General features: G+C 37.2%; 16 protein-coding genes and 2 pseudogenes. 11 read left to right on the top strand and 7 right to left on the bottom strand.

Annotated elements, in window-relative coordinates; genetic code table 11:
* Positions 1–19 precede the first annotated feature (19 nt).
* The 3 genes from H3Z85_02960 to H3Z85_02950 form a co-directional block, all read right to left on the bottom strand.
* Positions 20–397 carry a hypothetical protein gene (locus tag H3Z85_02960; GenBank protein QPQ52463.1) on the bottom strand — a complete coding sequence of 126 codons (378 nt, stop codon included), beginning with the start codon at positions 395–397 and terminating at the stop codon, positions 20–22.
* Positions 398–544: 147 nt separating this feature from the next.
* A complete protein-coding gene (locus tag H3Z85_02955) occupies positions 545–1,417 on the bottom strand; it encodes a polyphosphate kinase 2 family protein (GenBank protein QPQ52462.1) in 873 nt (290 codons plus the stop codon).
* 257 nt (positions 1,418–1,674) lie between these two features.
* On the bottom strand, positions 1,675–2,139 hold the full coding sequence (locus H3Z85_02950; protein ID QPQ52461.1) for a DUF1573 domain-containing protein: 465 nt from the start codon (positions 2,137–2,139) through the stop codon (positions 1,675–1,677).
* Between the two features lie 128 nt (positions 2,140–2,267).
* Here H3Z85_02950 and H3Z85_02945 point away from each other — a divergent pair.
* From H3Z85_02945 to H3Z85_02915, 7 genes and pseudogenes are all read left to right on the top strand, one after another.
* Positions 2,268–4,882 (top strand): annotated as a pseudogene (locus H3Z85_02945) (valine--tRNA ligase).
* A 73-nt stretch (positions 4,883–4,955) separates the two neighbouring features.
* Complete coding sequence (locus tag H3Z85_02940) at positions 4,956–5,102, top strand: hypothetical protein (GenBank protein QPQ52460.1); 147 nt, start codon at positions 4,956–4,958, stop codon at positions 5,100–5,102.
* Positions 5,103–5,296: 194 nt separating this feature from the next.
* Positions 5,297–5,933: pseudogene (locus H3Z85_02935) on the top strand (DUF4241 domain-containing protein).
* Between the two features lie 68 nt (positions 5,934–6,001).
* Entirely contained in the window at positions 6,002–6,892 is an 891-nt protein-coding gene (locus H3Z85_02930; protein ID QPQ52459.1) for a ribokinase, read from the top strand.
* 89 nt (positions 6,893–6,981) lie between these two features.
* Positions 6,982–7,827 (top strand): alpha/beta hydrolase, encoded by an 846-nt coding sequence (locus H3Z85_02925; GenBank protein ID QPQ52458.1) that lies wholly within the window; start codon positions 6,982–6,984, stop codon positions 7,825–7,827.
* Complete coding sequence (locus H3Z85_02920; protein ID QPQ52457.1) at positions 7,824–8,468, top strand: HD domain-containing protein; 645 nt, start codon at positions 7,824–7,826, stop codon at positions 8,466–8,468. Before H3Z85_02925 ends, H3Z85_02920 begins: the two co-directional genes overlap by 4 nt.
* Positions 8,469–8,505: 37 nt before the next feature.
* Complete coding sequence (locus H3Z85_02915) at positions 8,506–9,099, top strand: hypothetical protein (protein QPQ52456.1); 594 nt, start codon at positions 8,506–8,508, stop codon at positions 9,097–9,099.
* A 224-nt stretch (positions 9,100–9,323) separates the two neighbouring features.
* On the opposite strand, the gene H3Z85_02910 is transcribed toward H3Z85_02915, so the two are convergent.
* Positions 9,324–10,214 carry a DUF72 domain-containing protein gene (locus H3Z85_02910; GenBank protein ID QPQ52455.1) on the bottom strand — a complete coding sequence of 297 codons (891 nt, stop codon included), beginning with the start codon at positions 10,212–10,214 and terminating at the stop codon, positions 9,324–9,326.
* A 712-nt stretch (positions 10,215–10,926) separates the two neighbouring features.
* On the opposite strand from H3Z85_02910, the gene H3Z85_02905 reads away from it, so the two are divergent.
* Entirely contained in the window at positions 10,927–14,112 is a 3,186-nt protein-coding gene (locus tag H3Z85_02905; protein ID QPQ52454.1) for a TonB-dependent receptor, read from the top strand.
* A gap of 201 nt (positions 14,113–14,313) precedes the next feature.
* Here H3Z85_02905 and H3Z85_02900 read toward each other — a convergent pair whose 3' ends face one another.
* The 3 genes from H3Z85_02900 to H3Z85_02890 form a co-directional block, all read right to left on the bottom strand.
* Positions 14,314–15,972: a ribonucleoside-diphosphate reductase subunit alpha gene (locus H3Z85_02900; GenBank protein ID QPQ52453.1), complete on the bottom strand. Its 1,659-nt coding sequence runs from the start codon at positions 15,970–15,972 to the stop codon at positions 14,314–14,316.
* A gap of 55 nt (positions 15,973–16,027) precedes the next feature.
* Positions 16,028–16,318 (bottom strand): hypothetical protein, encoded by a 291-nt coding sequence (locus H3Z85_02895; GenBank protein QPQ52452.1) that lies wholly within the window; start codon positions 16,316–16,318, stop codon positions 16,028–16,030.
* Between the two features lie 131 nt (positions 16,319–16,449).
* Positions 16,450–17,424, bottom strand: coding sequence for a ribonucleotide-diphosphate reductase subunit beta (locus H3Z85_02890; protein ID QPQ52451.1), 975 nt, complete (start codon positions 17,422–17,424; stop codon positions 16,450–16,452).
* Positions 17,425–17,849: 425 nt separating this feature from the next.
* Here H3Z85_02890 and H3Z85_02885 point away from each other — a divergent pair, with 425 nt between their 5' ends.
* The 3 genes from H3Z85_02885 (at position 17,850) to H3Z85_02875 (ending at position 21,174) form a co-directional block, all read left to right on the top strand.
* Complete coding sequence (locus H3Z85_02885) at positions 17,850–18,539, top strand: ABC transporter ATP-binding protein (protein QPQ52450.1); 690 nt, start codon at positions 17,850–17,852, stop codon at positions 18,537–18,539.
* 93 nt (positions 18,540–18,632) lie between these two features.
* Positions 18,633–19,862: an ABC transporter permease gene (locus H3Z85_02880; protein ID QPQ52449.1), complete on the top strand. Its 1,230-nt coding sequence runs from the start codon at positions 18,633–18,635 to the stop codon at positions 19,860–19,862.
* A 40-nt stretch (positions 19,863–19,902) separates the two neighbouring features.
* Positions 19,903–21,174 carry an ABC transporter permease gene (locus tag H3Z85_02875; protein QPQ52448.1) on the top strand — a complete coding sequence of 424 codons (1,272 nt, stop codon included), beginning with the start codon at positions 19,903–19,905 and terminating at the stop codon, positions 21,172–21,174.
* The last annotated feature ends 59 nt before the right edge of the window (positions 21,175–21,233 follow it).

The raw sequence follows: 21,233 nt of genomic DNA, 5'->3' as shown, positions 1-21,233 counted from the left end.
ATATTGAAACTCTTAAAGATTAGTTAGCAATCTTTACTGTTTTGTATATCTGTTCTTTCTGTTTGAAACTAATATCAAGTGCCCAGGCGATGATTTTATTTTTATCACCTCCTGTTTTTCTGTTCATTTCCGCTTCCGAAACACCTGTAGAGACAATTAATGCTTTTGAGGACGGAAGGATGATTTCTTTTCTTCTGTCACTTAATTCAACAGAATTTCCTTGTTTTTCTTCAGCTGTAGGTTGGTTTTTGGGATCTCCCAAACTTTTGAAAGCCTTGTCAAAAGCTTCTACTTCGGGAGTTTTCATACTTTCTACACTGGTAAGAATGTTTTGTTCGTTACTGCAGGAGATTAAGCCAATAAGGCTTAATGCAGCTACCGATAGGTATTTTTTCATAGGTAAAAGTTTTTATAATTGAAAGTGAAAATCACTTGTGATAAATATATAAAAAAACAGTGATTAATTTAAATTATTCACTGTTTTTATTTATTAAATTAAAAATATTCTTATTTATTCAATTACGTATAAAAATACTACATTATTTTATTGTTCACTTTCAAGAGTATTTTTAGCATCAATAAGCCCTTGTTTGTCTTTGTCCGAAAGTTGCGGATATTTTAGGTTCATTTTTTCTAAAGCATCAATGATAATCTGAACAGCGGCAACCCTTGCAAACCATTTATTATCAGCGGGAAGTACATACCACGGAGCATGATCTTTTGAAGTTTCATTAATTGCCGTTTCATACGCTTTCATATACTGATCAAACAATGCCCGCTCAGGTAAATCTCCTGTGGAAAATTTCCAGTTTTTATCAGGCTCCTTAATTCTGTCCAGCAATCTTTTCTTTTGCTCATCCTTCGATACATTCAGGAAGATCTTGATAACAGTAGTCCCGTTTTGGGCAAGGTGTTTTTCAAAATTACGGATGCTCTCATATCTGTTTTCCCAGAATGTATCATCAAAATCTTTTACTGAAGACCAGGTTTTTTCACTTAAATTATATTCCGGATGTACCTTGCAAACCAATACACTTTCATAATGAGACCGGTTGAAAATTCCGATCATTCCTTTTTGGGGCAATGCCAGATAATGCCTCCATAAAAAATCATGGGAATATTCTTTTGAGCTGGGAGTTTTAAAGCTGGTAACGTTACAACCCTGTGGATTAACGCCTCCGAAAACATGTTCAATCATGCTGTCTTTTCCTGCGGCATCCATTGCCTGAAGCACAACCAGCAAAGACTGGCTTCCGTCTGCATACAATCTTTCCTGCAATTCACGAAGTTTTTCTTTCTCCTTGATCAATAGTTCAGTACCTTCCTCTTTAGTCAGTTTTCCTTTGTATGATGTTGATGCTTTCTTGATTGAGAATTTTCCGTCTACCCGAAAATCATTTGTGAAATTGGTGTCCATATGTTTTTTTAAATTTAAATGATTCAGTATTGATTAAAAGATATTGTCGTTGTGCGTGGTTATATCAAAAGAGGCGAGCTTTATCTGCCTGAATAAAGTACAACCTATCAACCGGTTCCAGTCAAAACGTTGGGTAATGTTGTTGAAAAATTTGAATACCTGCTACGTATTATTGCTTCTACACTATCTAATCAAACATAAATATAATAAAAAAACCGCCTCTTCAGAGACGGTTTTTTTATTTTTTTGAGTAAAGCTTACTTTGCAGCAGCTTTCTTAGCAATTTTTGCAGCTTTTTTCTCAGCTTTTGCAGCTTCTTTCTGCTCAGCAGGAGTTAATACTTTTGCTTCAGGAGCATTAGCATCTACGTTACCTTTAATATAGATTACGCTTCTGCTGTTGGCAGGGTCGTTAGAGAAAACTTCAATCATTTTGTTGAATCCTCCGTTAAGCGCAGTATTGTATCCTACTTTGATCTTAGCTGATTTTCCAGGCATGATCGGATCCTGACTAAATTCAGGTGTAGTACATCCGCAAGAAGGTTTTACATTTGAAATAATCAAAGGCTTATCACCAGTGTTGGTTACTGTAAAAAATCTTGTACCGTCAGCACCAGGTTTAATAGTACCGTAGTCGAAAGTAGTTTTATCAAACGTAATAGTTTGTGCAGATGCCAGAGCAAATGTTCCGAATAATGCAATTCCTGCGATTAATTTCTTCATATTCTTGAATGTTAATATGTTTGTTAGATAAATTTTGTGAAACAAAGTTAAAAATTATTTTAATTCATGCTTAAAAATTTTTTTCTTTAGACTATTTTTGCAAATTGTAAGCCAAAGAAATAGAATTTATGCAGATTTCAGAAAAATATAATCCACAGGAAACAGAACAAAAATGGTACAAATACTGGCTGGAAAACAAGTATTTCCATTCAGAACCCAATGATAAACCACCATATACCGTGGTAATTCCTCCACCCAATGTTACGGGGATTTTACACATGGGCCATATGTTGAATAATACCATTCAGGATGTTCTGGTCCGTCGTGCAAGAATGCGCGGCTTCAATGCCTGCTGGGTTCCGGGAACAGATCACGCTTCCATCGCTACTGAAGCTAAAGTTGTTGCTAAGTTGAAGTCTGAAGGGATCAATAAGTCAGACATTACCCGTGAAGAGTTTTTACAACATGCATGGGACTGGACTCATAAATATGGAGGAACTATCCTTGAGCAGCTGAAAAAGCTGGGATGTTCTTGTGATTGGGACAGAACTCGCTTTACCATGGAAGATAACCTTTCAAAACAGGTTATTATAAGCTTTGTGGATCTTTATAATAAAGGAATGATCTACAGAGGATACAGAATGGTAAACTGGGATCCTGAAGCAAAGACCAATATTTCAGATGAAGAGGTAATATTCAAAGAGCAGAACGGAAAATTATATTTCCTGAAATATAAAATAGAAGGTTCGGAAGAATTTCTTTCCGTTGCGACAACACGTCCCGAAACCATCTTCGGAGATACCGCCGTTTGTATCAATCCTAATGATGAAAGATATGCGCACCTGAAAGGTAAAAATGTAATCGTTCCGATTGTAAACAGAGTAGTACCTATTATTGAAGATGAATATGTAGATATTGAATTCGGAACAGGTGCGTTGAAAATTACCCCGGCCCACGATATCAATGACTATGAGATCGGACAAAAACATCAGCTGAAAATGATTGATGCTTTAGACGATGATGGAAATTTAAATGAGCACGGCCTTCACTATGCAGGAAAAAACAGATTTGATGTAAGAAAACAGATTGCCAAAGAATTGGAAGAAAAAGATCTTTTATTAAAAGCAGAAGATTATGTCAATAAAGTAGGTACATCAGAAAGAACCGGAGCTGTTATCGAACCTAAGGTTTCGGTTCAGTGGTTCCTTAAAATGTCTGACCTTGCTAAACCGGCGTTGGATGTTGTAATGGATGACGAGGTAAAATTCTATCCTGAGAAATTCAAAAATACCTACAAACACTGGATGGAAAACATCCGCGACTGGAATATTTCCCGTCAGCTATGGTGGGGACAACAGATTCCTGCATTCTACTACGGAACGGGAGATGATGATTTTGTAGTGGCAGAAACCGCAGAAGAAGCTTTGCTATTGGCAAAACAAAAAACCGGAAACCAGGAACTGACTCCAGAAGATTTAAGACAGGACCAGGATACATTGGATACATGGTTCTCAGCATGGTTGTGGCCAATGTCTGTATTTGAAGGGTTGTTAGATCCTGAAAACAAAGATATTCAGTATTATTATCCGACCTCTGATCTTGTAACGGCACCGGATATTATTTTCTTCTGGGTAGCCAGAATGATCATGTCCGGATTAGAATATAAAAAAGAAGTTCCCTTTAAAAATGTTTACTTTACAGGGATTGTAAGAGATAAGCAGAGAAGAAAGATGTCAAAATCTTTAGGAAATTCTCCGGATCCTATCGAATTGATGGAAAAATACGGGGCTGATGGAGTACGTGTGGGTATTTTGTTAAGCTCTGCTGCCGGAAACGACCTTCTTTTTGATGAAGATCTTATGCTTCAGGGAAGAAATTTCATGACCAAGATCTGGAGTGCTTTCCGTTTGATCAATATGTGGAATCATGAGGACAAACCGGCTGTTGCTACAGATAATCAGGCTATAGAATGGTTTGAGAATAAATTGAATAAAACGATTGTTGAAATCAATGATCAGTTTGAGAAATTTAGAATCTCTGATGCCTTACATCTGATCTATAAATTAATTTGGGACGATTTTTGCGGATGGTATCTTGAAGCTATCAAACCGAATTATGGAGAAGGAATTTCTAAAGAAGTTTATGACAGAACCATTGGTTTCTTTGAAGAGCTGATGAAGTTACTTCACCCGTTCATGCCTTTCCAGTCAGAAGAAATCTGGCAACTGATTTCAGAAAGAAAGTTGGATGAGGCTTTGGTCATTGCTCAGCAAAAGAGGCAGGCAGCTTTAATGAAGATGTCATTAAAAACTTTGAGATTTCAAAAGAATTGATTTCCGGAGTAAGAAACTATCGTCAGACAAAAGGGATTTCGCCAAGAGAGGCTGTTGAAGTTTATACTAATGCTGCAGAATTTACTAATGAAGCAGTAGTGAGAAAATTGGCCAATGTTGCGGAAATCCACTTCGGACAGAAAACGGATAAGCCAAGCTTTACATTCCTGGTAGGAGCTACGGAAGTGTCAATTCCTTTGAGTGAAAACCTGGATTTAGGAGAAGAAAAAACGAAAACTGAAGAAGAATTAAAATATCTGAAAGGATTTTTAATTTCAGTTGACAAAAAACTTTCTAACGAAAAATTTGTTGCCAATGCAAAACCCGAAGTTGTTGAGGTTGAGCGTAAGAAACAAAAAGATGCTCTTGATAAAATTGCAATTTTGGAAGAGAAACTGAAAAGTTTGTAAATAACCCCAATAACTAAAGAAGTTGTTGGAATGTCGGGCTGCGGCAGAGTCAAAGCCTGTTTTTGAAATAAAAATGAAACAAAATTTCGTATATATTTTAAGATGTTCCAACAACTCCTATTATACAGGAGTTGCCCATGATATTGAAACCATTTTGTACAATATCAATCAGGTAAATTTCCTGAAAATGATACCTATAAAAGAAGACCGGTTCAACTAGTCTTCTTTTATTGCATTTAATGACATCATTCAAACTCTTGGGTTTGAAAATCAGGTGAAAAGTCAGAACAGAAGGGAAAAGGGGCTATACAAATAATTGGGATCAATTCAAAGAATTGTCAGTAAGCTATTCTGACCGTGATGAATACCTTCTGCGTTGTTTAACCTTTCACGGAGAATAAGTAATATAATACAATGAAACATATAGAAAACATAAAAAAACTATTTTCAAAAGACTTTGTAGAAAGTCCTTTATTGGAAAGTTTTGAAATCGGGAAAATCTATCTTTCCAGTGGGAAACTGGTTGCATGTGATCCTCTGATCACCAATGATATGATTCCGTTTTCTACCGAATTCCCGAAAGGGGATTTTTCTGTGAACGCTACACAAAGAAAGGGAAAGCAATTGTGTGGCCTATGCCGAAATTATCTTTAGCCATTCTGAAATTAAAGAATGGAAACTGGCAACCACCAACGGGCAGAATATAAAAGAACTGGCTGATGGAGAGGTCTTTGGTTATCCCGTTGAAAGTGGAATGGGCTGCTTTATGGATGTAGAAACACAGCAGAGTCTTAATGACCTTGAGCAGAGGTTATACGAAAATAAAGGCGGAGATTTTATGGGAATTTATGAAGAATTTTTCCATGGACATTTCTTTGATGAAAACGGAGCGATTGACCAGTACGCATTTTTAAAACCTTCAGAAACACATCCCGGAACTATACTTGCTTTTGAGACAGGATACGGTGAAGGATTCTATGCCAGCTACATTGGTTATGATAAAGATCAATCACCCGTGAAGATAATAACTGAATTTATTGAAATTAGTTAAGTAAAATTATTTATTTTTATACAGAATTTTCATTCATTATAAATTGTAAAACTAATGTCAAAAACACAATGAATTTCTCATCAGAACAACCCAAAATTATTGTTGTAGGCAGTTCTTCGATAGATCTTGTCCTGGAAACAGAAAAGCTTCCCTTACCGAATGAAACCGTTTTAGCTGTAAATTCAGATAGCTATTTCGGAGGAAAAGGAGCGAATCAGGCAGTAGGTACATCAAGGCTCGGAGCGAGTGTTTATTTCATAGGCTGTGTAGGAATGGATCCTCTGGGGCAACAGATCATGAGAAACCTTGTGAGCGAGAATGTCAATGTGGGTTTTGTTCATGAAACGGATAAAGAAGCGACAGGAACGGCATATGTGACAACCAGCAACGGAAATGCCGCGATTGTGGTGGTGCCTGCAGCCAATAAATATCTTAATAAATCTCATATTGACGAAGCGGATAAGTATTTTTACAGTGCTGATCTTGTTCTGGTGCAGCTTGAAGTATCAATGGAGGTTGTGGAATACACCGTTAAAAAAGCCAAAAGACATGGTAAAAAAGTAGGTTTGTATGCTTCTCCTGCGATGAGGGTCAGTGATGATGTTTTAGCCAATGTTGATTTTATTGTAGCAAAAAGCAGCGAACTGTATATCATCTTTGGACAAGAGAAAAGAGAAGAAGTTCTTACTAAATACTTCAACAAGGTGTTTGTAAGGGATGATACCAATTCAACGATCTATTTTGACGGTACAGAGATGAAGTATTACAGAAATGATAAAGATGAAACCGTTTATAAAATGGGAATGGGAGACGGATTTACTTCAGGATTTGCAATAGCACTCTGCCATGGGAATACCATTGAAGATTGTGTGAAATTCGGAAATGAAGTTTCGTCAAGGGTTTCCAGAGGAAAAGGATCTCAGACAGGGCTGCCCAGAATCTCAGATTTCCTTTCTTAAAGCTATTTACGGCATATCAAAAGTTTAAAACTTAACATAAAAATATACCTAAAATGTTCACTTTTATAGTGGACATTTTCTTTTAAGATATGGAAAAACTAATACTTACCACAGAAGATCATGCATTATTAGCCGTTCATCTTTTCCGGCCAGAAAAAAGTAACGGTAAATTCCTGCTGATTAACTCTGCAACAGGAGTAAAGCAACAGGTGTATTTTTCTTTCGCCAGCTATTTTTCTCAACAGGGCTTTACTGTGATTACTTATGACTACCGGGGAATCGGACTCTCGAAGCCGAAGGATATGAGGGGGTTCCACGGGTCTATGAGGATTTGGGGATCCAGAGATTATAAAGCCGTAACTCAATATATCAGAACAGAATTTCCCGATTATAAAAAATATTGCCTTGGCCATTCTGTAGGAGCATTGATTTTAGGAATGAACAAGGATTCCGAAATGTTCGATGAATTTATTTTTGTAGGTACACAGAATGCTTTCGTAGGAAACCTGAAATTGAGAACCAAAATTGAAGCTTATCTGGGCTTTGGAATCGTTCAGCCGTTAACTACTTCATTGTTAGGATATTTCCCGGCAAATTGGTTTGGACTTGGAGAAAGTCTTCCAAAAAATTGTGCATATGACTGGAGAACCTTAATTTTAAACAAGAAATCAACCAACAGGCTGTTGGAAAAAATTGATGATTATTCTAAAAATTTGACACAAAAAGTATTTGTAATTCGTGCCGAAGATGATGTATGGCTTACAGAAAAGGGAGTGCTCAGCTTACTGAACAATACCTATCCTAATCTGAAACCTACCTACAGACTTATAAAAACCTCGGAATCTGTGAAAAAAGAGATCGGCCACGTTAATTTTTTTAGAAGTTATAACCACAAACTTTGGGATATTATTTTAAATGAACTGATAGATAAATGAAAAGTACGATTAACAACACGGTAGAATTTGTAAAAGAAAAACTGGAAGGCGCAGAAGCAGGACATGACTGGTTTCATATTGAAAGAGTGTGGAAGCTGGCCCGAAAAATTGCCGAAACAGAAAATTGCGACAAAGACGTGGTAGAATTATCTGCACTTCTTCACGATATTGCCGATCCTAAATTTCACAATGGTGACGAAACTATAGCCCCAAAAATATCCCGCGAGTTTCTTGAAAAGCAGAATGTACCCAATGAAACCATTGAAAAGGTTTTGTTTGTCATTGAAAATATTTCATTTAAAAACAGAGATCAGGCTCCGGTAAATCCGCCTATTGAACTTCAGATTGTACAGGATGCAGACCGAATTGATGCCATTGGAGCTATCGGAATTGCCAGAACGTTTAATTTTGGAGGGTTTAAAAACAATCCGATGTATGACCCTGCAGCGAAGCCTGACCTGAATATGTCCAAGGAACAATATAAAAAGTCTAATGGTACTACGATCAATCATTTCTACGAAAAATTATTGCTTCTGAAAAATCTTATGAATACAGAGCATGGAAAAAAAATGGCGGAAGAAAGGCATGACTATATGCTGAATTTCCTCGATCAGTTTTATAAAGAGTGGAATGTAGATTAATCTTCCCACTCAATTCTGAAATCAGTATCTTTGCCGTATGGAATTTTTCATCGTTGTTATCTTTTGGACTTGTGTGCTTTCCCTGATTTTATATAAGGTTAAATCGGGAAGGATAGCAAAATGGGCAAAATTGTTTCGGATCCTGACGCTTGTTTTTTCAATCTCGTTTTTTGCGTATTGGTTTATCAAAAAAAGTGCTGTTGCATTTGTGGATAATTCTGTAGGACTTCAGGTGGTGAACAAACTTCCTCAGGCCCTTGATTTTTATCTCATCAATGTAGATAAGGTGGATAAAAGTACTACACTTATTCCTAAACATATCGGTAAAATACGCCCGGAATATTATAGAGTAGAATATCTGAAAATGGATAAGTCTGATGAGTACTGGATCGTCGGCTATCTCGGCAAAAAGAACCTCGTCTACTTTTCGCAGCATGCAGTTCCCAACAAGAATATTGATCAGATTGTAGAAGTACAGAATTATATCAACCAGAGTATGAAACTTTCTGACGCTGCCAAAAAACAAGTCGATGCATATAATTATGAGAATACAAAACTGGGAATCTGGATTACCCTCGATTTTCTGCTTTTATTTCTTAATCTGGTATTGCTTCTGAGAAAAAACAAATAGTGATATAAGATAAAAAATCAATGGGTAAGAGATGATATCTTACCCATTGGTTGTATTGCGTTAATGATAATTCAGGATCAGCATCATCTGTTCTTTGCAGTCTTCCGGACAGCCTTATCATGCCTAATGTATGTTTTTTTGATGTGAAAAGGATTTTTTCACTTTAAAATCAACAGTTTAAAATCGGTTTGATTATCTTTTTTTAGATAATTTTCTATTTTGTATTAAAAAAGTGTACCGGTGTTTTCCGTAGCCATTTGTGGAATATGCAAATCTGTTTTCCATTCCTCGTTCAATTTTTTGATAAAGTAAGCTGATAACAGCGGTGACGCTTTTTCGATATTCTGGTGTACAAAGAAATAAAGATTCTGAAGCCCTTGCTTTTTCCATTGGGTGAGGTGTTTCAGCCAATCATCCAGCCTTTCATAGTCACTTTCTGCATTAGCTCCTACATACCTGATAAACGCATTGGGAGTCGTAAGGCGCATATGCAGCATATCTCTTCTTCCCGCTGTATCTACAATGATGTTGGTAATATGATGGGCTTCGAAAAGTTCACATGTTGTATTGAGAATTTCTTCGTCAGTAAACCATTCGGTATTTCTGAGTTCTATAGCTAGCGGAACTTCCTTAGGCCATTCTTTTACAAATTTTTCCAGCCTGTCATAATCTTTGGGTTTAAAGTTATCATGAAGCTGAAGAAAAGCCATTCCCAGTTTTTCATCGAAATTCATGACAGCCGATGCAAAATGGGTAACCGGATCTGTCACGTCAATTAACCTTCTGAAATGAGAAACCGTATTGGTGATTTTGGGGAAAAATTTGAAATTCTCCGGAGTTTTTTCCTTCCATGTTTTGACCTGATCCGGGGTTGGCATTCCGTAGAAAGTAGCATTCAGTTCAATAGAGTTGAATTGAGTTGCATAATAGGTCAGTTCATCTTTGGTTCCTTTAGGATAAAAACCTTTAAGATCCGTTTTATTCCACTTGGCACATCCGATAGAGATATTTTCAAGACCTTTTTTATTAAGGTTTAAAATTTCTTTGGTTTTAGAATGATCTTTGGGTAGGGTAAAATCTATTTTTGGCGGGTCTTCTACTTGTCCGAATTTCATATCTGTAATTTTGTAGTGTTAAACAATAAACACAAATATAAACCAAAAAAATCATAGAAAGTTCTATGATTTTTATCGAAAACAATTGTATTAAGTCTTGTTATTTTGTGATGATTTTTTCTGTAACCCGATTTTTATTTGTTATAACCCTGTATAGGAGAATCTGCGTTCACAAAAAGAATATCTTTTACAGCGTTGGGAAAAAAACGGATTTTCTTTCCTGTGATTTCCGGTGTGAGGGCCCGTGTGCTTTCCCTACAGTTGGTCGTAAATGTGATATCAGGATACATCATCTGAACCTCATCCATCTGTCATCCACACAAACCGATAAGCCGGAGTTATTATTGTTAAAATCAACTAAATCTTCCGTTGAGCCGTTTCTTAAGTTCACGCATGTGAGATTCGCCATATTCCATAACGAAACTTCCTGCAATTGTGATGAACCGGAAAAGTTGAGGTGAGTAATCTGGGGACAATTATTAAAAAAGACATTTCTTACATTACCGCTAGGAGAGATATTCAGCTGGTTGATCAGCGGTAAAGATGCCAATGATAATAAATATGTGGGAAAAAATGTCGGAAACTCCTCTGGTATTGATATTAAGTTTTTTTAAGGAAATGTTAAACATCCTGTTACATAATATTAATTTTATGTTACCACACTTCATATTTAGTACATCTACTTTTACGGCAGGTTTTAGTAATAAAAAATATGAAGAAAAAATTGATCTGTGCTTTTGCCTTATTATCGTTTGGGTTTGCATTTTCACAGGAAACCAGTTCTAAAATTTTTGGAAGATTAAAGGGGATTTCGTCTGAAGTCACTGTAAAGGTAGTACACGTGCCTACCAATAGTACTTTTGAGACGAAAAGTAACAGTAAAGGACAGTTTAGTCTGGATAACCTTCAGCCGGGTGGCCCTTACAAGATCGAGGTCCTGGATGGTTCAAAGGTGATCTATGAAAATACCAATTTACAGCTGTCTTTAGGAAATAACGATCTACCTTTGGTAGATCTGGGGAGTAAGGAAAAAACAATCGATGAAGTGAAAATAACATCTAAAAAGACTGCGGTAAAGAATGGTGTGGGAATCACTCAGGCTCAGATATCAGGGCTTCCTAATATCAACAGGGGGATTCAGGATGTTACCAAATTGGTGCCTCAGAGCGCCAATAACTCTTTTAACGGAACAAATTTCCGTTATAATAATGTTACGATTGATGGTTCTATAAATAATGATGCCATTGGGTTCAGTCCTTCGTTAGGAGGGCAGACGGGAACCTCCGGGATGCCTGGTAGCAGTACGCGCTCCAACTCGATAAGTCTGGATGCTATTCAGGATGTACAGGTTTATATTGCTCCTTATGACGTAAAGCTGGGAAATTTTCTCGGAGGAAGTATCAACGCGGTGACCAGAAGCGGAAGTAATGATATTACGGGATCTATGTATGTGTACGGAAGGAATGCTGCGATTACCGGGAATAACAGGGTAGGAGATCATTCAAAAATGCCCAAGGATTTCTCAGATTTTATCTATGGTGGAAGAGTTGGCTTGCCGGTGGTGAGAGACAAGGTGTTTTTATTTACCAATCTCGAATATACAAAGAGAACAGATCCTGTTTTTTATAACGCCAGTGATCCCAATGCATTGGTAAACCAGACCGTAGCACAACAGATTTCAGATTTTGTACAAAACAAATATGGCTTTAACGTTGGTAGTTTTAATCAGTACAATAATTTCTCTGAAAGCGCCAAGCTTTTCAACAAGTTAGATTGGAAAATTAATGATAAACATACCTTATCCATTAAAAATAATACAGTATTTTCCCAGGCTTCCAACCTGGAAAGGGATGGCGCCAATTTCAGATTTGCCAGTATGGATTTCGTCCAGAAAAATACTGCGTCTACTACCACACTTGAGTTGAAAAGCCGTTTCAATGATAAATGGAGCAATAGTTTTGTGGCAGGGTATTCTTCTATTCATGATTACAGAGATCCTACCTCAGGAAATGCGATGTTTCCGCAGGTCGAAATCAGTTATAACGGCGGAACTATTCTGTTGGGTAATGACAGGGAAGCAACTGTTTTCAACATGAAACAGAAAACATTCGAAATTACCGACAACCTTACTTATAAAACAGGAAACCATACTTTCTTATTGGGAACTCATAATGAACTGTATAATATCAATTACGGTTTTGTCAATGCTTTAAACGGAAGAATATCTTATAAAAGTTTGAATGATTTTTATAACGGTACTCCTTCCAGAATAAGAGGAACCTATCCTTTTAACGGAGACAGCAGACAGACTCTTTTTGATAATCCTTATGCCCAGTATAAAGTCAATCTCCTTTCATTATACTTGCAGGATGAGATCAATTGGGGAAGGGTAAGACTTTCTCCGGGAATCAGGGTCGATTATACCGATTTGCCTAATAAACCGCAGCTGAGCCCGTTGGTAAACAATTCTCCACAAGATCCTAATTTTGGGAACACTTATACCTATACGCCCTTAAGCCAGTTAACCAATACGTATCTTAATAAACCGACTATCTCTCCAAGACTAGGGTTTACCATTGATGTTACCGAAGACAGATCAATGGTTCTGAGAGGTGGCTCGGGTATTTTTGTAGGAAGAATTCCATTTGCATGGCTTGGATATGCGTATTACAATGACGGGGTAGGTTTTGGAAGCTACGATTATAATGCACCCACAGCTGCTCAGATTGCTGCCAACGGAGACCCGCTGATAGGTTCCAATTTTGCGAACTGGCAGAATTCTTCCAAGGTACAGGTAGACCTTATTGATAATAATTTTAAAATGCCGAGAGTATGGAGAAGTTCCCTTGCATTTGATTATAACTTACAAGGATATAAATTTACTTTGGAAGGAATTTATACAAAAGTACTGTACGACTTAAAATTCCAGCAGGTTAATAAAACGGATAATGTGACCTATTACAGCTATGATGTGAATCATGAGATGCCGATCTATACCACCAATATCAACAGTAAGTTTTCTAATGCTTACCTCCTGTCCAATACAAAAGAAGGATACCGCTATAACCTGACAGCGCAGTTGTCAAAATCATATAACTTCGGATTCAATTTCTTTGTTGCGTATACCTATGGGGATGCTAAAGATATTACCAACGGGATCAGAAACTCTATGGAAAGCAACTGGCAAATGAACCAGTCATTAACTCCTAATGATCCTAAGCTGACAACTTCCAACTTTGCCATCAAAAACAGGGTAGTGGCAAATCTGGGATATGCCTTTAATATTTCTAAATCGAACAGGTTGTACACCAATGTATATTTCAATGCACAATCAGGAAATCCTTTCACGTGGGGATTTGTCAACAGTACCATTGCTAATACGGGACAAGCGGCAGGTCTGTCTTATATTTTTAAAGATGCCGCTGAAGCAGCCAAATACATCGTTCCCATCAAAGACGGAACAGGAAATGTTTTGGTAAGTGCCCAGCAACAGATTGCTGATTATGAAAATTTTGTCAACAATAATGATTATTTAAAATCCAGAAGAGGAAAATTTACCGAGAGAAACGGAGATGTTACCCCTTGGAATATTCAGGCTGATATCAGAATAATGGACGAAATCAAATTGAGTGAAAAATCTAAAAATACACTACAGATTTCGTTAAGTATTATCAACTTTACCAACCTGCTGAATAAAGACTGGGGAAAAGTGTATTTTGTACCTAATACATTCAACTCTACGGCAAGTGTAGGATTGACTAAAGTAGGAAACGTAGCTGCAGGTCAACCATCAGCGGGTGATCCTACCTATAACTTTAAAACACCGGGATTGCCATATACTATCGATCAGTTTGCCTCCAGATTCCAGGCGCAGCTGGGGATAAGATATAATTTTTAATACTTTATTTACTTTACTTCGATATAATTCTTTTTCAAGGTCCGGATTTTCTTTCCGGGCCTTTTCTATGGCAATAATTTTTTATCCTGGTAACTGTAAAAGTAGTACAATTTTCTTAGGGATAAAGCCGGCCGGTTAAGAAAATAAAAAAGCACACCTTTCGGTATGCCTTTAATAATATAGCGTGTTTATTACTTGAGTCTAAGCCTCACAGCTTGAACATGACACAAAGTTCACCATCATTTCTTTTGAAACAGAAGAACTTCTTTGGTAATACAATGTTTTTACTCCTTTTTTCCAGGCTTCAATATACAGGTAATTCACATCTTTTACAGGCATTGTAGAAGGAATCTGAAGATTCAGTGATTGTGCCTGGTCTATATATTGTTGTCTCTGTGCAGCCTGAGAAATGATCTCCATCGGAGAAATCTCCTTGAATGTTTTGAATACTGCCTTTTCTTCAGGAGTCAGTTCATTCAGGTGCTGTACGGAACCGTGGTTCAACATGATGGTTCTCCATGTTTCTTCGTTGTCCAATCCTTTTTCTTCCAATAATTTTGCAAGGTATTTGTTTTTACGCATAAAGTTTCCTTTAGCAAGACCTGCTTTATAGTAGTTGGAAGAGAAAGGCTCAATTCCCGGAGAGGTTTGTCCTAAGATGGCAGAACTTGAAGTGGTAGGAGCAATAGCCATGGTCGTGGTATTTCTCAGTCCGTATCCTTTCAATACCTCAGGTTCTCCGTATATGTTGGCAAGCTCTCTTGAAGCCTGTTCAGCTTGTTCTTTGATATGTCTGAATGCTCTTGCATTGAATTGGGTTGCTTCAAAACTTTCAAACGGGATCATATTTTTCTGTAAATAAGAATGGTATCCTAAAACTCCTAATCCAAGAGCTCTGTGACGCATAGCGAAGTTTCTTGCTCCCTGAAGGTAATAGTTTCCTTCTGTCTTATCAATAAATTCTGATAAAACAGCGTCAAGGAAATACACAGCTAATTTTACAGCATCTGTATCTTTCCACTCGTCATACAACTCAAGGTTCATTGACGAAAGGCAGCAGATGAAAGATTCTTCCATAGTGGATGGAAGCATAATTTCTGAACAAAGGTTACTTGCATTCACCGTCATTCCTAAATCTTTATAAACCTGTGGCTTATTTCTGTTAACGTTATCTGTAAAGAAAATATATGGAAGACCTTTTTGCTGGCGGCTTTCTAAAACTCTTGCCCAAACTTTACGTTTTTCCATATCACCGTCGATCATGTCCTGCATCCAGTAATCCGGAACACATACCCCTGTAAACAGGTTCTGAATAGGGCTTCCGATATCTTTGATGGATAAGAATTCTTCAATATCTCCGTGGTCAATATCTAAATAAGCAGCAAAAGCACCTCTTCTTACGCCTCCCTGAGATACAACATCCATTGCGGTATCAAAAAGCTTCATAAACGATACGGCTCCCGAAGATTTTCCATTGTCAGTAACTGCAGTACCTCTGTTTCTTAATTCTCCGAAATATCCTGAAGTTCCTCCACCAATTTTTGTCTGCATAATTACTTCACCCATTTTGTGAGTAATACCTTCAATACTGTCAGGAATGTGGGTGTTAAAACATGAGATAGGAAGACCTCTTTGCGTTCCCATATTAGCCCATACGGGAGATGAGAAACTGATCCATCCCTTAGTGATCATTTCTTTAAAAGCCGGTTGAAGCTCAGGTTTGTACAGTCTTTTTGCAGCTGCAGTGGTAATTCTGTCGATAGCCCCGTCTACCGTTTCCCCTTTCAACAGGTACCCTCTGTTCAGCATTTGCTCAGACTCCTCGTTGAGCCACCATATATTTGAATTTTGCTCTTCCATAGATGTTATATTTTCGAATTCCGGAATGGGATCATCACTCCGGAATTTTGTTTTTTTATATTATTGATTGTAAAATTTCTACTTTGTGGGAACCATTGAGCCCACTTTCATCTCTTAATCTTTGAAACTCCTTAAAAGATGGTTTATTCAAAACTTCATGCTGAACTTCTTCATTGATGTAGTTTGAATAGTGCAAAAATGTAACGCCGTCTTCTTTTGTATATACTTTATATTCAAAGGTTGATTGATCCAGGTTTTTAAAATCATCCAGAAACTTTTGAATATTAGCTTTATTAGCTGGAACAAATTCAGGTTTTACCGTATAGGTTACGATTACATTAATCATTTTTGTGTTTATTTTTATTTAAACATGTCATTTTGAGAAATGAAGAATGCTGTATGATTCCTTTATTTGTTCAGAACGACAAAACGCTAATACTATATGTTTCGACGCTCGCTTCGCTCGCGCCTTTTCTCTTAGAATAAATCGTTTGCAGTGATACTCTTATCGTGTTTCGTATAATCTACAGGTCTTTTGGCAAAGAAATCATCCAATGAATTTGCGAATACTTCTTCCTCGAACCATACCATTGGTCTGTATTGCTCAGGAGTGATGTTGTATCTTGTTTTCATATTGATTTTCTTTAAACTGTCGTCTACACGGTACTTCATGAAGTTCAACAGGTCTTCTTTAGATACATTGTCGATTTCACCCAATTCAAAGATCCAGCTAAGGATGTCACCTTCTCTTGCGATAGATTCATCTACCAGCGTGTAGATATCTTCAATATCGCTGTCTGTTAAAAGATCAGGTTGTTCTTCACGGATTTTATTGATCAGGTAGATTCCTGCATTGGCGTGAATCTGCTCATCTACAGAAGTCCATGCGATGATATTGGAAACATTTTTCATGAATCCTTTAAATCTTGTGAAAGAAAGAATAATGGCAAATTGAGAGAAAAGAGAAACGTTTTCTACCAGGATACTGAAAAGTAACAGTGCAGAAACATATTCTTTGGGAGTTGCTGAATTGGCATGTTTTAAGGCATTTCCAAGAAACTCGATTCTGCCTTTTACGGCAGGAATTTCAATGACGTTAAGGAACTCGTCATTATATCCCAATACCTCTAATAAACGGGAATATGCTTCAGAATGACGGAACTCGCATTCTGCAAAGGTAGATCCTAATCCATTAAATTCCGGTTTTGGAAGGTGGTTATATAAATTTCCCCAGAATGTCTTTACAGACACCTCGATCTGTGCAATGGCCAACAGCGCATTTTTCACAGCGTTCTTCTCATGCGGTTCCAACTGCGAATGAAAATCTTGTACATCTGCAGTAAAGTCCACTTCCGAATGTACCCAGAATGATTTGTTGATTGCTTCTACAAATTGCAGCACCTCCGGGTATTCAAATGGCTTATAACTTACTCTCTTATCAAAAATTCCCATATTAAAATATCTTTATAATTAAATAATTCAGATCTCTGTGGATAACGTTCGTAAAATGTGTAACCTTTTGTTTTTGTGATGGTTGTGAATATTGGTTATTCACATTTTAAGTTTGTGTTTCTGATCAGAATCTAAATACAAAGTTCGAAAAAAAAGAACTGATTTTGAAAGAGGTAAATACTAATCAGTTGACTTTTAGCCGTAAAAGTTTTCCACATTTACATGAAACAGCCACGAATAATAGCCTGAAGAGGGATGGAGTGGAGAAATAGATAGAAAACTAAAGTTACAGTTAAACAAAATTCAATAAATAGCTTGTAATAAAGGATTAATGTATTAAACAAAAAAATATTTGAATAAATTTTTATTCTTGTAACAATTTGAAAATATCATCTACTTATTGGGTATAAAACATAGATCACTTAATGTTAGTAATTCAGGATTTACATAAATCATACGATACGGGAAAAAGCAAACTTCACGTCCTTAAAGGGATTAATCTGAACATTTCAGAAGGCGAGTTTGTTTCTATTATGGGAAGTTCCGGTTCGGGAAAATCTACACTTCTTAATATTATTGGGATTCTGGATGAAAAAGATTCAGGAACTTATGAATTGGACGGAGTTCCCATTGAGCATTTGTCTGAAGTAAAAGCAGCAGAATACAGAAGCCGGTTCCTGGGATTTATTTTTCAATCCTTTAATCTGATCAATTATAAAACCGCTCTGGAAAATGTAGCACTTCCTTTATACTACCAGAACGTACCCAGAAAAGAACGTAATCAGAAGGCGATGGAATATCTGGAAAAAGTAGGCCTTGCACAATGGGCGAACCACCTTCCGAGTGAACTGTCAGGGGGACAAAAGCAAAGAGTTGCTATTGCCAGAGCCTTGATTACCAATCCAAAAGTCGTATTGGCAGATGAGCCTACGGGAGCATTGGATTCCAAAACGACTCACGATATCATGAAGCTTCTTCAGGATATTAACAATGAAGGAAAAACAATTATCGTTGTAACTCACGAACCTGATGTGGCAGCGCAGACCAAAAGGAATGTAGTGCTGAAAGACGGGATCATCGAAAGTGATGAGTTTATTAAGCAGATTGTTTTATAAAGGAATTTGAGAATTTGAAAATAGAATAATTTGAAAATTTAATGATACAGTTTTTTAGTCTTTAAATTTTTCAATCTTTTAATATCAACTAAAATGTTTGACCTAGATCGTTGGCAGGAAATATTCAGTTCTATTCGGAGTAATGTACTTCGAACGGTACTTTCCGGGTTTACGGTGGCTTTGGGGTTGTTTATTTTTATTGTGCTTTTCGGAATAGGAAAAGGACTTCAAAATGCTTTCTCCGAAGGTTTCGCCGGTGATGCCAAAAACCTTATTATTATTTCTACAGGAAAAGCGACCTTAGCCTATAAAGGTCTGCAGTCTGATCGTAATGTTACCATGAATAATGCAGACTATGATTTTTTAGTGAATGCCGATAAGAAAAAAGCAGGTCCCTCCAGCCCCAGATACAGCGCCAATTTAATGGTGAAATACGGAAAGGAGAGTGGCCTTTATCAGATCAATGGTGCTGAACCGGGTGAGCAGGTTATTGAAAACAGAAAAGTTATTGACGGCCGCTACCTGACCTCCATGGATTTGACAAGAAAATTGAATGTTGCGGTCATTGGAAGAATGGTGCAGCGGGATTTGATTAAAAACGGAAGCCCGATTGGAAAAGAGCTGGATATTAACGGAACAATGTACAAGGTGATCGGAGTTTTTTCAGATGACGGTGGAGACAGGGACGAAAGACATATTACAGTGCCGATTACCACTTTACAACAGATGAAAAAAGGCTCTGATACGGTAAATATAGCCTATATCACATATAATGATAAATTGACTCCCGATCAGGCCATCAAATATGGTGATGAGCTGCAGGATAAATTAAAATCTAGAAAAAATGTTTCCCCTGATGATGAAAACGGAGTTCGTGTATGGAATAATGCCAAAAATATGAATGATACCTTTACGTTTATGGCTGTTCTTACCGCGATTGTAGGATTTATCGGTCTCGGGACATTATTGGCCGGAATTATCGGGATCAGTAATATCATGGTGTATATCGTAAAGGAGAGAACCAAAGAAATTGGTGTGAGAAAGGCGATCGGAGCCAAACCGAGAGGCATCGTTGCTTTGATTGTCCAGGAGAGTGTTGTCATTACAGTTATTTCAGGATTTGTAGGAGTCGGTGTCGGGATTTTAACATTGAATTTACTTGGAGATAGTCTTGAAGAATTTTTTATTAAAAATCCTGGTGTAGGATGGGGAACTGTGTTTATGGCATTTATTGCATTGATTTTCTCAGGACTCATCGCAGGATTTGTTCCTGCCTACAGAGCTTCAAGAATTAAACCGATTGAGGCATTGAGAACGGAATAATGAATAGACAAACAGAATGTATAATCTATAATTCAGAAAGGTGAATATCATATTTAAAAAAGATACTTGGCAGGAGATTTATTATTCATTGAGGAATAATAAACTCCGTACATTTCTTACCATGATCGGTGTGGGATGGGGAATGTTTTTGTATGTAAGCCTTCTCGGAGCGGCAAAAGGAATGGAAAACGGTTTCGATAAACTGTTTTCAGGATTTGCTACCAACTCAATCTTCCTTTGGGCACAGAAAACCTCCATTCCGTACGAAGGATTTCCCAAGGGCAGGGAAGTGCATTTGCAGCTTTCTGACATGGATATGCTGAAAAGAAAGGTCACCGCTATAGATTACATATCACCACAAAATGCAAGAGGAAGTTTTACAGGAACTCCCGGTGAAGCGATGTCAAGAAACGGTAAAAACGGAACGTATTCCCTGACCGGAGATTATGCCGTAGGAAATAAAATATCAGAAAAGAAACTCATTTTCGGGCGCTACATCAATGATGCTGATGTTTCAGGAAATAAAAATGTAGTTGTCATCGGAGAAGAAATTTATAAAAACTTTTTTGACTCCAAGAAGAAAGAAAATCCTATCGGTAAATCTGTCAATATCAAAGGCATTTTCTTTAATGTAATCGGAGTTTTCAGAGTGAAAAAAGGAGGTGGTTTTGAAAATGATCAGACTGCATTTATTCCATTGTCTACCTATACGAAAATGTATAATGCCGGAGAGCAGATTGATTTATTTTCGATCGTGAGCAAGCCTAATGCAAATGTGAATTCCGTAGAACAGGATGTAAAGCAGGTATTAAAATCTAAAAATAAAATTTCCCCTGAAGATACCAATGCTTTCGGGAGTTTCAACTTAGGAAAAGAATTTAAAAAACTGACAGGTTTCCTTACCGGAATGCAGCTGTTGACCATTATCGTGGGAACACTGACGATTCTCGCAGGCGTAATCGCAATTTCCAATATCCTTCTTATTACAGTGAAAGAAAGAACAAAAGAAATAGGAATCCGGCGTGCACTGGGAGCCAAACCTTCGGAAGTAAGAAACCAGATCTTGCTGGAAAGTGTCGTGATCACACTTTCTTCAGGATTGTTGGGCTTTATGTTCGGGATTTTTGTATTGATGATTTTAAATGCATTGACGCAGGGCCAGGACGCATTTCCATTCTATAATCCGACCGTGAATTATGGGAACGTATTTGCAGCCATGGGTGTGATGGTTGTTTTAGGATTAATAATCGGAATGATCCCTGCACAGAGAGCCGTAAAGATCAGACCTATTGAAGCCTTAAGAACAGAGTAATTCATTTGAAAATAAAATTGATCACATCATTCGATAAAAAATTGTTTTTAGCTTTTAAA

This window comes from Chryseobacterium indologenes, assembly GCA_016025055.1.
In the GTDB taxonomy this organism is placed as follows: domain Bacteria; phylum Bacteroidota; class Bacteroidia; order Flavobacteriales; family Weeksellaceae; genus Chryseobacterium; species Chryseobacterium indologenes.
The sequence above is the reverse complement of the archived record's forward strand: the minus strand, read 5'-3'. Positions and strand labels throughout refer to the sequence as shown.